We start from the raw sequence: 14,990 nt of genomic DNA on the forward strand, positions 1-14,990 counted from the left end.
ATGCCGAACTCTCTGTGTTCAAACTGGGCGACACCTGACAGAAACCCGTTGTTTACCCGCACGGTGAACACTCCCTTGTCGGTGCTTGGCTCCCCATCAAGCAAAGCACGAACGGATCGCTACCTCAGGAGACCGCAAAGTATGCCTACGATGTCCATGCCTTCGCAACTGCCCGGCCCCAACGCTGATTTTTGGGATTGGCAGCTCCACGGCGCTTGCCGCGGAGAGGCGTCCGATGTCTTCTACCACCCGGACGGGGAGCGCGGCCGTGCCCGCACCCAGCGCGAGAACCGGGCGAAAGCTATTTGCTTGGGCTGCCCGGTGCTCGAGCAGTGCCGCGCCCACGCTCTCGCTGTCGCTGAGCCGTACGGCATTTGGGGCGGTATGAGCGAGTCTGAGCGTCACGCCACTTTGCGCGGCAACCGCAGCCGCGGCGGCAAGAAGGTCGCCGTCGCCGCACGCTAGGCGCGTCCGGCACAGCAAAACGCCCCACCGTGTTCCGATGGGGCGTTTGCTGCGCGATTACGCACGGGCGTGCAGCTCTAGTGCTGGTGCCCTGGGTGCTCGTCTTCTTCGGCAGGCTTATCCACGACCGATGCCTCGGTCGTGAGCACCATGCGTGCCACAGACGCAGCGTTGACCACTGCGGAGTGGGTGACCTTGACGGGGTCGATGATGCCCTGCTCGATGAGGTTGCCGTACTCGAGGGTGGCGGCGTTGAAGCCTTCACCGTTGGGCAGCTCAGCGATCTTGGACACGACCACGGATCCGTCCAGACCGGCGTTCTCGGCGATCCAGAAAGCGGGCTTGGTCAGTGCGCGAGCGACAGCCTGGACGCCGACCTTCTGCTCGCCGTCGAACTCTTCCGCATACTTCTGCAGCTCGTTCGAGATCTGCACCAGCGCGGAACCACCGCCGGCGATGATGCCTTCCTGCGCGGCGGCGCGGGCAGCGTTGATAGCGTCCTCGACGCGCAACTTGCGCTCGTTGACCTCGGTCTCGGTCGGCGCGCCGACGCGAATGACGGCGATGCCGCCGGAGAGCTTGGCCAAGCGCTCCTCGGCCTTTTCTTTGTCCCAGGTGGAGTCGGTGTTCTCGATCTCGCGGCGGATCTGGCCGCGGCGGTTCTCCACTGCCTCGGCGGAACCTGCGCCGTCGACGATGACGGTGTCATCCTTGTCCACGGTGACGCGGCGAGCGCTACCCAGGACGTCGAGCTCGATGTCCTTGAGGTTGATGCCCAGCTCCGGATCGACCACGGTGGCCTCGGTGACCACAGCGAGGTCGTCCATGAATGCGGCGCGGCGCTCACCGAAGTACGGGGACTTCACGGCGACGACCTTGAGGGCGCCGCGGATGGAGTTGACCACGAGGGTCTGCAGCGGCTCACCCTCAACGTCCTCGGCGATAATGAGCAGCGGACGGGAGGTGGCCACGACCTTTTCCAGCACCGGAAGGAACTCCGGCAGGGAGGAGATCTTGTTGCGCACCAGCAGAACCAGCGGGTTCTCCAGGACAGCCTGGCCGGCCTCCGGGTCGGTCATGAAGTACGGCGACAGGAAGCCCTTCTCAAAGGAGATTCCTTCGGTAACGTCCACGTAGGAGTCGATGGACTGGGACTCCTCAACGGTGAGAACACCGTCCTTGCCCACCTTGTCCATGGCGCCGGAGACCATCTCGCCGACCTCCGGGTCGCGGGAGGAGACGGTGGCCACGTTCGCGATTTCCTCGCTGGAGGAGACATCGGTGGCGCGGGCCTTGAGCTCCTCGACAACCTTCTCAGTGGCTGCGGAGATGCCCTTGTTCAACTCAATCGGGTTGGCGCCAGCAGCGACGTTGCGCAGACCTTCGTTGACCAGGGCCTGAGCGAGCAGTGTCGCGGTAGTGGTGCCGTCACCGGCGATGTCGTTGGTTTTCACAGCGACGGACTTGACCAGCTGCGCACCGAGGTTCTCGAAGGGATCCTCGAGGTCGACCTCGCGGGCGATGGTCACGCCGTCATTGGTCACGACGGGGCCGCCGAAAGCCTTGTCCAGCACGACGTTGCGGCCGCGGGGGCCGAGCGTGACGCGCACGGAGTCAGCCAGCGTGTCCACGCCGCGCTGGATGCCCTCGCGGGCCTCCTGATCAAATGCAATCAGTTTTGCCATTGGGGATTAATCCCGCCTTTTACTTTTCGACGACGGCCAGCAGGTCACGAGCAGACAGCAGGAGGTACTCCTCGCCGTCGTACTTCAGCTCGGTGCCGCCGTACTTGGAGAAGATCACGGTGTCGCCTTCCTTGACGTCCACCGGAATACGGTGCTCACCCTCGTCGTCCCAGCGGCCCGGGCCGACGGCGATGACGGTCGCTTCCTGCGGCTTCTCCTGAGCGGAGTCCGGGATGACCAGGCCGGAGGCGGTGGTGGTCTCAGCCTCGACGATCTGGACGAGGATCTTGTCCTCCAGGGGCTTGATGTTGACGTTTGCCACGGTTTGAAAACCTTTCGTTTCAGACTTGGTTTCTTCTTCGGTCGGTGCGCAGCCGTCGTCGCGGGTGAACAAACTGTGCCCAAAACCTGGTTAGCACTCTACCCTCGCGAGTGCTAGGTAACAACAAGGGCCGAGTCCGCAGTGTCCGCCTGCAGCGAACTCCACGTCTACCCGGCCCGAGGGTTAAGGCCCGAAGCTCTACAGCAGGTCTACTCCTGCGGGGAGCCCATGTTGAGCACGGCGTTGCGCCACAGCTCGTACTCTTCACCGTTGTCGTTGATGAAGTTGCGCACAGCACGGATGGCTTGCTTGATCTGGGTGACAATCTCGTCGTCAATGCTCTTGCCGCCGCGGCCGGTGAAGATCACCGGACCGGAGATAGCGTGCACCGGGTCGGTGAGGAAGTTCGGGTTGTCGGTGGCTGCCTGGTTGCGGGCCATCGACGCGACCGGGTTCGGGGCTGCGCATTGCTCACGGGCCTCCGGGGAGTAGATCGCCTGGAACTCGTTGTCCTGCTGGACGAATGCGACCTCGACCTGCTCCTGCACGGTCGGGCCGAGGAACTGCTCGGCGCTACCGGTGCCGAAGACAATGCGGTGGTAGGTCAGGTCCGGGTACACCAGGAAACCGAAACGCTCGTGGTCCTTACGAGAGCTCATAGCTAGAGGTCCTTTCACAGTTTATGGGTGGTGTTTCTGCGTGAATCATCTTCACGTTAGCTCTAAATGCCCACGTGCGCTCGGCAAGCGCATCGCTGGCACCACCTAGCCGGTGACCAGTGGCGTTTCCACCTCGAGGGCAGTGTCTGTGGCCGTCGACAGCGGCGACGGTTCTGCACCCTCGTGAATCAGCTGTGCGGCCAACGCCGCGATCATGACCCCGTTGTCCGTGCAGAGCTTGAATCGCGGCACACGCAGTTCAACTCCGGCCGCCGCACAGCGTTGCTCAGCTACTGCCCGCAGGCGGGAGTTCGCCGCGACTCCCCCGCCAAGCAGCAGCGTGCGCGCACCGGTGTCCTCGCAGGCCATCATTGCTTTCGCGGTGAGCACGTCGACGACAGCCTCCTGGAACGAGGCGCACACATCCTCGATGGAGATGACGGCGCCGTCCCGCTCCGCCGCCTCAACGTACCGCGCTACAGCAGTTTTCAATCCGGAGAAGGAGAAGTCGTAGCGGTGCTCGCCGCGCAGATCCTCGGCACGCGACAGCCCGCGCGGGAACCGGATCGCGTCCGGATTTCCCTGCGCCGCCAGCTTGTCGATCACCGGCCCGCCCGGATACCCGAGTCCCAAAAGCCGGGCGACTTTGTCGTAGGCCTCGCCAGCAGCGTCGTCAAGCGTGCTGCCCAATTCGCGCATCGGCTTGCCCACGGCATCCACCTCAAGAAGCTGCGTGTGCCCGCCGGAGACAAGCAGCGCGATGGAGTGCGGCAATTCCTCAGCCCCATCCAAGTTGGCCACCGCGACGTGCCCGCCGAGGTGGTTGACCCCGTAGAACGGCACACCCCACGCTGCGGCGTACGCCTTCGCGGCAGAGGCCCCCACGAGCAAAGCGCCGGCGAGCCCTGGGCCGACAGTCGCGGCGACAGCATCTGGCTTATCGACGCCCGCTTGCCCCAGCGCCTCCTCCATCACCTGCGGCATAGCCTCCAGGTGGGCGCGCGAAGCAATCTCCGGGACGACACCGCCAAAGCGGGCATGTTCAGCCATCGATGAGGCTACGACGTCGGCAAGCACCTCCATCGTTCCGTCCGACGCGAGACGGATGATGCCGACACCTGTCTCGTCGCAGGAGGACTCGATCCCGAGAACAATCATGCTCCGCTCCTTTCGCTCAGACTGTGCCGCATCATGGTGTACGCGTCCGCGCCAGACGGCTGGTAGTAGCCTTTGCGCAGGCCGATCTCGGTGAAACCGAACTGCTCATAAAGCCTAATGGCCGCGGTGTTGTCCACGCGAACCTCGAGAAACATCTGCCCATCGTAGGCGTCCGCGACATGCACGAGCTGCTCCATGAGCACCGTGCCGATGCCCTCACCTTGGTGCTCGCGGGCTACAGCGATGGTGTGCACCTCGAACTCGGGATCGTTGCGGGGACCGAGCTTGGCCAGGCCCGCGTAGCCCACCAGCTCCGCCTCCGCGTTCTCAGCCCCTGCGAACGCTCCGACGTAGAACGTGTGCGGGTGCGCGAACTGCACCAAGAAAACATCACGCGACCACGGACTCTCGTCAGCGAACAGGTCGGCCTCGATTGCGGCGACGGCAGACGCGTCAGCCTTTTTCAACTCACGCAGGAACATCTACACGTCCACGTCCGGGATCGCCGGCGACTTCGGCTTCGGAGCCGGTTCCTTCGCGTCCGGACGACGCAGATACAGCGGCACCAGCGGCTCGGGAGTTGCGGCCAAGTCAGCCACTGCGACGAGGCCCGCAGGATGCGGGGGGATGTAGGTGATGTGGCGGGCGACGTCGATAAGCTCGGCGGGCAACTGTCCGCGCAAACTTTCCGGGCAACTGATCACGTCTGCACGGGCCACGTTCAGCGCGGCGGGTGCGACGACATCTGGCCCCGCCACGCGCCGCGCGGCTTCGTAGCGGGCCCAGTACACCTCGCGGCGGCGGGCATCGGTGACGATCAGGCTGCTGCCCTCCCCGTGTTCCTGCTGCGCAAGAGCCGCGACCGCATCGTGGGTGCACACACCGTGCACCGGAATGCCCAGTGCCTGCCCGAAAGCAGAGGCCGTGGACATGCCCACGCGCAGGCCCGTGAATGGGCCGGGGCCGCAGCCGACAACCACAGCGTCGAGATCACTGAACTCGAGCCCTGCCTGTGAGAGCAGCTCCATGACGGTGGGCACCAGCAGCTCGTTGTGCGCGCGGGTTTCCGTCACCGCCTCCGCGAGAACGCGGGCGTCACCGCCGGTATCCGTGTCGACGATCCCGGCGACAAGATCCGTCGTCGCAGTGTCGATCGCCAGAACGTTCATCTACTGCACGCGCGGCCCGAAGCGCCACTTGTCGCCGTCCCAGTGCACCGGGAACCCGTTCTCGGTGCTGACGTACTGGTTGAAGTAGTTGCCGTTGCACAAGTCCATCACGTCGTTCGGGATGGTGTCCACGGCCTCGAAGCCCTTCTCCACATCCGAGGTGAGCAGGACGTAGCTGTTGCCGGACTCGAGATCGATCTGGTCCTTGACGCTCTCAGCGGCCTTCAACTTTGCGTCGATAAGCTCCTGCGGCTCTTCCTTGCACAGCGGAATGAACGCCGTGATGTCCTCACCGTAGACGTAGCGCAGGTCAATCACCTCGGCTGCAACCGCATCGCTTGTCGACGGCTCCATCTCCTCCAACGTAGAAACAAGCGAACCGGATGCATCCGCCTCCGACACGGGCGTCGATTCCCCGGCAGCGTTCTTCGACGACGAGGACTTAGGCATGAGGAACATCATGGCCACCAACGCGATGATCCACAGCGCGATGACGATTCCCGTCCAGCCCTTCTGGCTTGCTGAGAGCTTTTGCATGCGTCCAACCCTACCCCGCTGGCGCCCACGAGATAACCCGCCCCTCGTCGAGAGCGTCGCGGTTGAGGGTGACCACCAGGTAGCGGGAGGTCAACTGTTCCACCAGCCCACTACCCCATTCCGCCACCACGACCGCGTCTTCCAACTCCGAATCGAGGTCGAGCGCGTCGAGCTCTCCCAGCGGGTCTGCCGTGCCAGTTCCACCGACGCTGTCGAGCAGACGGTAGGCGTCCACGTGCACGAGCGCTGGGCCGTCCCCGTTGTTCTTGTGCTCTCTGGCGATGATGAAGGTCGGGCTGGTCACCCGGCCTTTTACCCCCATCCCCTGAGCAATTCCCTGCGTCAGCGTGGTCTTGCCCGCCCCGAGTGGGCCGTCGAGGATGACCATATCCCCTGCTTCCAGGCTCGCACCGAGCTGCTTACCGAACGCGCGGGTGTCCTCGACGGTAGCGCATTCCGTGCGCCCGGGCTGATCAAAGGGAGGTTTCATGGCTGTATTGTCTCTCAACTCGCCCGCACGGGGAGCACACCACCTCATAGTGAATCGTCCCAGCACGGTCCGCCAGCTCCGCCGCACTCATGCCGCCCTCGCCGAAAATGACAGCTGCGTCTCCTGGTTGCACATTGGCTGCGTTGTCACCGAGCCAAACGATGAACTGGTCCATGCACACCCGTCCGACCTGCGGATAACGCGCACCGTTCACCGTCACCTCGACCGCGTCCTGCCAGGCGCGCGGAAGCCCGTCGGCATACCCAACAGGCACGACCGCCGTGTACCCGTCCTCCGGCGCAGTCCACGTCAGCCCGTAGCTCGCACCCTCACCCTTTCCGATGCGTTTCACGGCGACGATCTCCGCCGACCACGTCATCGCCGGGCGCAGCTGGGCGCGGTCGAAGTCGGTGTTCGGCGCGGTTCCGGGCGCTGCTTCCGGCCCTGTTTCCGGCGCGACGGGGTCAAGCCCGTACAGCGCCACTCCTGCCCGGACCTGCTCGAAGGCCAGCTCCTTGCGGGACAGCGTGCCGGGAGAGTTCGCCAGGTGGTTACACGGCACGTCCAGCCCCATGCTGCGGGCCAGGGCAATGCCACGCTGAAAGGACTCGTACTGCTCCGTGTTGAACGGGTTGCCCGGTTCATCAGCGCAGGCAAGGTGGGACATCACGCCCCTGACAGTGAGGCCAGCGTTCGTGGCTATCGCGAACGCATCGGCCCAGTCCTCCTCGTCAATTCCGGAGCGGTTCATGCCTGTGTCGAGCATGAGGTGGACGGGGGTGTGGGGGGAAACGTCGATAAGCGTGCGCAGGTGCGTCAGTGTGGGGACACCGACCTCGATGCCTGCAGGAATGGGTTCGCCGGGGGCCCACATCCATGCGAGGACCGGCTTGTCGGTGAGACGTTTGACCTGGGCGGCTTCGGCGAGGGTGGCCACCCCGAACGCGTCCGCTCCAGCCTTGTCCATGACCGGAACGACGCGCTCCACCCCGTGGTTGTACGCATTCGCCTTGACCACGCACATCAGTTTCGCGGCACCGGCACCCCGTTTGAGCAGGGCGGTGTTGTGCGCGATCGCGTCCAGGTCGATGTGGAGTGTGGCGGGACTCATGGGGAATATTGTGCCAAAGGCCCGCTTGCCGGAATACTGCTCGGGCTTTTTCAGAATACTGCTCAACTGAACCTGCTGGTCAGAAGTATGCGATGCGGCTAATAAGCGCCAGCAGTCTTCTAGGCGCCGCGAGCAGGCTTAGGGCCCGCCGCGTACGCACACGCACCCGCACGGGCTACACGAAGTGGATCACACCGAGCAAGACCAGCAGTGCCGCCACGAACCAGGTCGCGCCAAGAGAGACCTTTTCGGAGTTGTCGCGAGCCCAGTCGAAGGCGCGGCCAGCGGGGCTGAGCGGGGCCCGTCGCACCCACCCCACGAGCAGAGCGCACACGGTGGGCAGGCTCAACGCAACGGTGGCGTAGAGAATGAGGAAGGTGTACCGGGTCGCCAGCTCAACCCCCGCCGTCGACAGCACGGCCAATCCGCCGTAGAACGGCACGGACGTGGCCGACTGGATCAACCCGAGGATGAAACCGACCACAACAGTCGTCGGCGAGGGGGTGCGCAGCGGTTCCAGAATGCGCGACACCAGGGCGGAGTTGTCCCCACCGCGCAGCGCCAACAGCCCTGTGACCAGGCCGGTGGCAATGAGCAAAATCCCGAAGATCGGTCCTTCGACGAAGCGGTGGACGACCGAGCCGAGCCCGTCGAAAAGCACCAGCATGATGAAGGCGAGCGACGCCACACCCAGCCAGTCACCGGCGATGAGCAGACTCACCGTGCGCGCGTACTGGCTGCTGCCGCGCGGCACGATGATGCCCACCGCCACGATCACCCCGATGAGCAGGAGGTTGATCGAGTCGACGAAGGCGAACCCGAGGGCCGAAAGCATCTGTAAGCGCTACTCGACAGTGACCGACTTGGCCAGGTTGCGCGGCTTGTCAATGTCCTCGTTGCCGCACTCGCGAGCAATGAACGCCGCGAGAAACTGCAGCGGAACAGTGGCCAGCAGCGGCTGCATGATCGTCGGTGACTGCGGGATGCGCATGAGCCAGTTCGCGTACGGTTCGACGGCGGTGTCGCCTTCTTCCGCGATGACGATCGTCTTGGCACCGCGGGCGCGGATCTCCTGGATGTTGGAGACGATCTTGGAGTGCAGCTGGGACACGCCGCGCGGGCTCGGGACGATGACCACGACGGGCAGGTCGTCTTCGATCAGCGCGATCGGGCCGTGCTTGAGCTCGCCGGCGGCAAAGCCTTCCGCGTGGATGTACGCCAGCTCCTTGAGCTTGAGCGCGCCCTCGAGCGCGATCGGGAAACCGACGCCACGGCCGAGGAAGAGCATGGTCTTCACAGCACCGAGGGTCTCCGCGATGTGCTTGCACGTGTCGTGGTTGCCCAGCGCGGCTTCGATTTTCTCCGGGATGGCTTCGAGTTCCGCCCAGATATCGCGGATCTCATCCGGGTACTTCGTGCCCTTCGCCTGGGCGAGTGCCAGGCCGACGATGTAGTTCGCGGCGACCTGCGCCAAGAACGCCTTCGTCGACGCCACACCGATCTCCGGTCCGGCGTGGGTGTAGAGCACAGCGTCGGACTCGCGCGGGATCTGGGAGCCGTTGGTGTTGCACACTGCCAGCACTTTCGCGCCCTGCGTCTTGGCGTGGCGGACAGCCTCGAGGGTGTCGGCGGTCTCGCCGGATTGGGAGATAGCCAGCACCAAAGTGCGCTCATCCAGCACCGGGTCGCGGTAGCGGAACTCGGATGCCACCTCGATCTGCACCGGAATGCGCACCCAGTGCTCAATGGCGTACTTCGCAGCCAGTCCGGAGTGGTAGGCGGAACCGCAGGCGATCACGAAGACCTGGTTGAAGGACTTCAGTTCACGCTCAGAGATGCTGTTCTCATCGAGGATGACGCGCTCGCCGTCCCAGTGGCCGGCCAGGGTGTCGCGCACAGCTGCCGGTTGCTCGTAGATCTCCTTCATCATGAAGGAATCGAACCCGCCCTTTTCTGCGGCTTCCAAGTCCCAGTCAATGGTGAAGGGTTTGGACTGGGCCGGGGTGCCGTCGAAATGCAGCACCTCGTAGTCGTCCTTCGTGATCACCACGACGGAATCCGATTCGAGCTCCACGGCGTTCTTCGTGTACTCGATGAATGCGGCGACGTCGCTGCCGAGGAACATTTCGCCCTCGCCCACACCGACCATGAGCGGGGTCGAGCGGCGCGCGGCAATGATCTGGTCCGGGTGGTCAGCGTGCACAAAGAGAATGGTGAACGCGCCCTCGAGCTTGCGCAGCACGCTTAGCGACGACTCCTTGAAGTCCCCCGCCGTCTCCCCCTCGTTGTAGGCGAGAGCGAGCAGGTGGGCAGCGACCTCCGAGTCCGTTTCGGACTGCATCTCAATCCCGGAGCGCTCCAACTCCTCACGCAGGGACGCGAAGTTCTCGATGATGCCGTTGTGGACGATGGCAGCCTTGCCGTCGAACGACATGTGGGGGTGCGCATTCTCATCCGTCGGGCGGCCGTGCGTAGCCCAGCGGGTGTGCCCGATCGCCGTGGTGCCAGCCAGGTTCTCTGCGCCAATTTCCTCGATTCTGTCCTCGAGGTTCTGCAGTTTGCCCGCACGCTTTGCGACGTCCAAGCTGCCTTGACCCACTACAGCGATACCGGCGGAGTCATACCCGCGGTACTCCATGCGCCTCAGGGCGTCGAGCGCGATGCCGAGTGCCTGCTGGTCTCCTACGTATCCCACGATTCCACACATGCGCCTAAGGATAGCCATGTCTGACCCATCACTACTAACCAACGTCAGCTGCTCCCTCCGCCCGGCGTATGCAGTAGTCTTGGGGGCGTGTCTGCGAACTTGAAGAAGCTCAGCGAACTGTCCAAGCGAGGCCCCTACCGCGTCATGGAGGGCGACCTTGGATACACCGGCCTGCCCGGCAAGGTCTACCTGCCTGCCGAAGGCACCGCCATCCCCGGCGTGGCATTCGGCCACGACTGGATGAAGAGCGCCGCCAATTACGAGAAGACGCTGCGCCACCTGGCTAGCTGGGGCATCGCAGTCGCCGTGCCGGACACGGAGCGCGGTTTCAACCCGAACCACGCCGGTTACGCCGCCGACCTGGAGACCTGCCTGCAGATCCTGGGTGGGGTGCGCATGGGCAACGGCAACGTCACCATTTCCCCGGGCAAGCTCGGTGTGGCCGGCCACGGCATGGGCGGCGGCTGCGCCGTCCTCGCCAGCGTGGACAACGACAAGGTCAAGGCAGTTGCACCTATCTACCCGGCGTCTGTCGCGCCTTCCGCCGTTGAGGCGTCCCGCACCATGTTCAAGCCGGGCATGATCATCGGCCCCGATGAGGACTCGGACGCGATCTTCGATCCGGGTAACCCCGCCAAGCTGGCGTACAACTGGGCTGGCCCTGTCGCCTACCGGACGGTGAAGAAAGGCAACCAGCAGGCGCTGAGCGAGGACAACTTCCGCAAGATGCTGCTGGGCGTGGGCAAATCCACGACCAGCGTCCAGGAAACCATCCGCGGCCTGTTAACCGGGTTCTTCCTGCACCAGCTCGCTGACGAGAAGAAGTATGCAGACTTCTCCGAGATGGATGCCGCCGGCAAGGGTGTGGAATCCATCGTGGGCAAGGACCTCGCCGATCACGCCGGCTTCGCACGCTCGGACACGAAGAGCATCTTCTAACTCCAGCGTGCGGGTTCGCCCTGCCGCCTGGCGTTAGCCCTGCTCGGATCCGGCCCCTGTCGGCCCTTCCCTCCGCAGCACACCCTGCACTTTGCCGTGGCGGACACCACGGTAACCTCCGCGCGGGGTGGTGGTCGGCGGCTTCTGAATATTCATTTCCTTGGCGAGAGCCTGCTGCCGTGCAGTCTGCTCCATTTGCTGTTGAGTCTGCTGCAGCACCAGTTCGAACTCCGCCATGCGGCGCGCGGTGCGCTGGTTGAACTGATCGACAAAATCCTTGAAGTCCATCACCACGTCCTCGTCTTCCTCGTGCGCTCGTTTGTGTCAGTGCCAGAACCGGTGTCAGTGCCGCTGGAGTCGGTGTGCGGCGCTGCAGGTTCGGCTGGCTTGTGTGGCTCCTCTGGGGCAACGTCGGTTGCGTCGCTCGTTTGGCCCAGCTCGCCCGCACCGGCGGGTGCCACTGACTGTTTCGGCGGTGGCGGAGGCTCCTTGACCTCAGCAAGCTCGGGTGGCGGGGCCAGCTTCTCCTCCGGTTGTTCAGTTGCTGGTTGTTCAGTTGCTGGGTTCTCCGGTGCGGGTTTTTCCGGTGCCTGGTGGTCCGGTGCCGGTTTCTCAGGCAGGGTGTCCGATTCCGTCTCGGGCGCCTCCGGCGGGCATTCGCAGTCTGCCGCCGGCGGGAGTTCCGTTTCGGAGAGACAGTCCATCACCATGTTCTTGAACTCCTCCACCCCAGCAATGAACTGGCCGATTGCGGCTTGGCCCACCGGCCCCACCGGAGGGACCGCGGGAAGAGAGGGCGGTGTGGGAAGCACGGGAGGTGCCGTTGGAGCCGCAGGAGCGGGTGGGACTCCTCCGAGATCACCACCCAGGCCGACGTTGATATTCACGTTGAGGTTCGCTCCGCCAGCACTCGCGGTGAACCCTGCGGGCTCCGTCGCCACGCTCGCCGGAATAGTCGGCATGGTCACAGACTCGGCGCTTGGGGGCGCGGCCTGAACCGACGGGGCAGGTGCAGCAACCGGAGCAGGTCCCGGGGCGGGCTCTGGGGCAGGTGCTGCCTGGGGTCCAGCCGGTTTCACGGGCGCTTCCGTCGCTCCAGTCGGGGGCTGCTCCTTCAGCGGTGGTCCATCAACCGGCGGTTCCTTCTGCTCCGGCTGTTCGGTTTGTTTTGGCGTGTCCGGTTCGCCCTCTGGGCTAGTAGGTGCGCCGCCGTTAGGCGGGTAGTACTCCTTCGCGGACGGGGATGGGAGCTGGCCAACTTCGTCGTAGAGGGACTCCAGGTGTTCGTAGCATTGGCGCATGCTCTCATTGCGGTCGTCGATGGTTTTCTCGACGTACATCAGCGCTTTGACGACGGGCAAGAGCGCGGCAGCCTCGTTCTGCGGCGACGATACAGCGCGCGCCAAGGGGAGGAACTTGAGCAACGTATCCAGGATCGCCAGCACGCCGTCTTCCGCGTTGGAATCGATCTCATCGACGGCATTGACACACTCTCCTGTTTCGGTACGCAGATCCTCAAGGCAGCGATCTAGTTCGCGCTGGCCCTCATCGAGGTCATCCTCATGGCCGGTGATCCCAATATCCCGCAGCCAGTCGCCTGCGGAATTGATCGCGCCGAACGCCAATGGCGCCAGCTCGACGAGAAGGCCCACAATGCCCCAGCCGCCCGAGCGGCCGCCAGGGCGTGACTTGCCGCCTGGTTGGTCCCCTTTGGGGTTGACCCGCGCGGCTTCGGTGGGCAGGGCGCTGGTGTCTTTCCCGTTGGTATAGTCCAACTTCGCCGAGATGTCACTCACCTTGGCGTTGATTTGGTTCAGGTCCCCGGACGAGACACCAGGTAGTGCCGCCGCTTCCTGTGCGACAGCATTGAGGCGGTCTTTCACGAGCGCGTTACCCACGATTGAGCCTCCTTATCACAGCGTCCAACGGCGCGGCATTGTCTTCATCCGTTGACTCGACATCGTCTGTGAGCGCGAGAACAGACTCGTAGTGGCGCACCCTTTCGTTCAAGTGCGCGAGAGTGTTCTCATGGACCGCGGTCATGGCCGCCCCCAAGCGTTCCGCGTCGCTAGTGAACCCCTCCCCCAAACAGGCCGGATCCACGCTCGGCCGCTGCTGGCGGAGCAGCTCCACCGCTTCGGTATACCGGGATATCGCGCCCCGTAGCGCTTCCCGCATCTCACCCGTGTCTAGCTCTAAAGGTGCATTCACGTTCAATCCCCCCGCGTAAATGAAGCCGCGCATGCGGCAGTCGAATTCCTCACACAGAGTTAGACTGCCGCGGACCCCCCTTTGGTTCCCTGCTGCCCCAATTACTTTAAGGCATTTTCAGCGCACTCGCGCTAGACAGAGGCGACAGTGGCGGCGAGCTTGCCAGCTACCTTGCGCGCATGCTCCTCCTCCGCTGCTTCCACCATGACGCGGAAGAGCTCTTCGGTACCAGAGGGGCGCAGCAGCACACGGCCACTCGAGCCAAGCTCGGCCTCTGCGGCGGCGGTGGCTTCCTTGACTTCGGGGTTGTCCAGGATGAGCGACTTGTCGGACACGGGCACGTTGATGAGCACCTGCGGCAGCACCGTCATCACGCTGGCCAGCTCTTTCAGTGTCGCGCCGGTTTCGGCCATGCGCTCCATGATCATCAGGCCGCTCAACGTTCCATCGCCCGTCGTCGCGCGGGACGGCAGCACGATGTGGCCGGACTGCTCGCCGCCGAGTGAGTAATCGCCGCGCGCGAGTTCCTCGAGCACGTATCGGTCGCCCACTTTCGTCTCCCGCACAGCGATGCCCTCGCGCTCCATGGCGATTTTCAGACCGAGGTTGCTCATCACGGTGGTTACGAGCGTGTTTTTGCGTAACGACGACTTCTCTTTCAGCCCCAGAGCCAAAATCGCCATAATTTGGTCGCCATCGACGACATTGCCCTCGGCATCGACAGCCAGGCAGCGGTCGGCATCGCCGTCGTGAGCCAGGCCTAAGTCGGCACCGTGCTCGACAACAGCCTTCTGCACCTGGGAAATGTGGGTGGATCCGCAGTTGTCGTTGATGTTGAAGGCGTTGGGCTTGTTGAAGATCGGGATGACCTTCGCCCCTGCTTCGGCGTAGGCCTCCGGAGCTAGGCGGGAGGCGGCCCCGTTCGCGCAGTCCACGACAACCTTCAGGCCGTTGAGGCGAGTGGTCACCGAGGCGTTGAGGTGGTCCAAGTAGCGGTCGTGGGCTTCCGGGGACTCCTCGATGATGCGGCCGATGCCGGTGCCGGTTGGTCCGCCTTCATCGATGTGGGCCATCTCCTCCTCGATGTCGTTCTCCACGTCGTCAGGAAGCTTCTTGCCGCCGGCGGAGAAGAACTTGATGCCGTTGTCCGGCATGGGGTTGTGGGACGCGGAGATCATCACGCCGATATCCGCGCCGTAATCGTCGGTGAGAAACGCCAAGCCCGGCGTCGGTATGACTCCGACGCGGAGCACGTCCACACCTTTCGATGCCATACCGGCTGCCATTGCCGCCGCCAGCATCTCCCCCGACACGCGCGGGTCGCGGCCGATGATGGCGGTCGCACGACGCTGGTCGGAACGCTTCGTCTGCGTCAACACCGTGGCCGCTGCCTGGCCCAGCTTCAGCGCCAAAGGCGCGGTCAGAGCTTCATTGGCCAAGCCACGGACACCGTCAGTTCCAAACAGTCGAGTCATGAGACACCATTATGCCTTAGGGGATTTTCAGGTTGGTAATGCGTCGATAAGCCAAAAGCGCC

The 14,990-nt window shown here is 64.1% G+C and carries 17 protein-coding genes; 2 read left to right on the forward strand and 15 right to left on the reverse strand.

The window, feature by feature from the left end:
- Nucleotides 1–150 precede the first annotated feature (150 nt).
- Nucleotides 151–465, forward strand: coding sequence for a WhiB family transcriptional regulator (locus KBX07_RS03215; protein WP_040423419.1), 315 nt, complete (start codon nt 151–153; stop codon nt 463–465).
- A gap of 77 nt (nt 466–542) precedes the next feature.
- Here the strand turns inward: KBX07_RS03215 and groL are convergent, their stop codons facing one another.
- The 11 genes from groL to glmS all read right to left on the reverse strand — a co-directional run bounded on the left by groL (nt 543) and on the right by glmS (nt 10,303).
- Complete coding sequence (groL, locus tag KBX07_RS03220; protein WP_256022995.1) at nt 543–2,150, reverse strand: chaperonin GroEL; 1,608 nt, start codon at nt 2,148–2,150, stop codon at nt 543–545.
- A gap of 19 nt (nt 2,151–2,169) precedes the next feature.
- Entirely contained in the window at nt 2,170–2,472 is a 303-nt protein-coding gene (groES, locus tag KBX07_RS03225) for a co-chaperone GroES (RefSeq protein WP_040423912.1), read from the reverse strand.
- 209 nt (nt 2,473–2,681) lie between these two features.
- A complete protein-coding gene (locus KBX07_RS03230) occupies nt 2,682–3,131 on the reverse strand; it encodes a hypothetical protein (protein WP_005286548.1) in 450 nt (149 codons plus the stop codon).
- Between the two features lie 105 nt (nt 3,132–3,236).
- A complete protein-coding gene (tsaD, locus tag KBX07_RS03235) occupies nt 3,237–4,289 on the reverse strand; it encodes a tRNA (adenosine(37)-N6)-threonylcarbamoyltransferase complex transferase subunit TsaD (protein ID WP_256022997.1) in 1,053 nt (350 codons plus the stop codon).
- Entirely contained in the window at nt 4,286–4,771 is a 486-nt protein-coding gene (gene rimI, locus KBX07_RS03240; RefSeq protein ID WP_256018160.1) for a ribosomal protein S18-alanine N-acetyltransferase, read from the reverse strand. The genes tsaD and rimI overlap by 4 nt, the downstream gene beginning before the upstream one ends.
- Complete coding sequence (gene tsaB, locus KBX07_RS03245; RefSeq protein WP_256018159.1) at nt 4,772–5,458, reverse strand: tRNA (adenosine(37)-N6)-threonylcarbamoyltransferase complex dimerization subunit type 1 TsaB; 687 nt, start codon at nt 5,456–5,458, stop codon at nt 4,772–4,774. It abuts the gene before it with no gap.
- Complete coding sequence (locus tag KBX07_RS03250) at nt 5,459–5,995, reverse strand: hypothetical protein (RefSeq protein ID WP_255994442.1); 537 nt, start codon at nt 5,993–5,995, stop codon at nt 5,459–5,461.
- 10 nt (nt 5,996–6,005) lie between these two features.
- Entirely contained in the window at nt 6,006–6,485 is a 480-nt protein-coding gene (gene tsaE / locus KBX07_RS03255) for a tRNA (adenosine(37)-N6)-threonylcarbamoyltransferase complex ATPase subunit type 1 TsaE (protein WP_256018157.1), read from the reverse strand.
- Nucleotides 6,469–7,596: an alanine racemase gene (gene alr, locus KBX07_RS03260; RefSeq protein ID WP_256002281.1), complete on the reverse strand. Its 1,128-nt coding sequence runs from the start codon at nt 7,594–7,596 to the stop codon at nt 6,469–6,471. The genes tsaE and alr overlap by 17 nt, the downstream gene beginning before the upstream one ends.
- Nucleotides 7,597–7,771: 175 nt before the next feature.
- A complete protein-coding gene (locus KBX07_RS03265; protein ID WP_255998060.1) occupies nt 7,772–8,431 on the reverse strand; it encodes a hypothetical protein in 660 nt (219 codons plus the stop codon).
- A gap of 9 nt (nt 8,432–8,440) precedes the next feature.
- Nucleotides 8,441–10,303 (reverse strand): glutamine--fructose-6-phosphate transaminase (isomerizing), encoded by a 1,863-nt coding sequence (gene glmS, locus KBX07_RS03270; protein WP_256002279.1) that lies wholly within the window; start codon nt 10,301–10,303, stop codon nt 8,441–8,443.
- A gap of 87 nt (nt 10,304–10,390) precedes the next feature.
- On the opposite strand from glmS, the gene KBX07_RS03275 reads away from it, so the two are divergent.
- Nucleotides 10,391–11,242 carry a dienelactone hydrolase family protein gene (locus KBX07_RS03275; RefSeq protein ID WP_256002277.1) on the forward strand — a complete coding sequence of 284 codons (852 nt, stop codon included), beginning with the start codon at nt 10,391–10,393 and terminating at the stop codon, nt 11,240–11,242.
- Between the two features lie 33 nt (nt 11,243–11,275).
- On the opposite strand, the gene KBX07_RS03280 is transcribed toward KBX07_RS03275, so the two are convergent.
- The 4 genes from KBX07_RS03280 to glmM form a co-directional block, all read right to left on the reverse strand.
- A complete protein-coding gene (locus tag KBX07_RS03280; RefSeq protein WP_005286575.1) occupies nt 11,276–11,530 on the reverse strand; it encodes a hypothetical protein in 255 nt (84 codons plus the stop codon).
- Nucleotides 11,530–13,140, reverse strand: a complete 1,611-nt coding sequence (locus KBX07_RS03285; protein ID WP_256022998.1) for a hypothetical protein — start codon at nt 13,138–13,140, stop codon at nt 11,530–11,532. The genes KBX07_RS03280 and KBX07_RS03285 overlap by 1 nt, the downstream gene beginning before the upstream one ends.
- Nucleotides 13,133–13,453, reverse strand: coding sequence for a hypothetical protein (locus tag KBX07_RS03290; protein WP_256023000.1), 321 nt, complete (start codon nt 13,451–13,453; stop codon nt 13,133–13,135). Before KBX07_RS03290 ends, KBX07_RS03285 begins: the two co-directional genes overlap by 8 nt.
- A 131-nt stretch (nt 13,454–13,584) precedes the next feature.
- Nucleotides 13,585–14,928 (reverse strand): phosphoglucosamine mutase, encoded by a 1,344-nt coding sequence (gene glmM, locus KBX07_RS03295; protein ID WP_256023002.1) that lies wholly within the window; start codon nt 14,926–14,928, stop codon nt 13,585–13,587.
- Between the last annotated feature and the right edge of the window lie 62 nt (nt 14,929–14,990).

The organism is Corynebacterium sp. CCUG 70398 (genome assembly GCF_024454055.1).
GTDB classification, from domain to species: domain Bacteria; phylum Actinomycetota; class Actinomycetes; order Mycobacteriales; family Mycobacteriaceae; genus Corynebacterium; species Corynebacterium genitalium.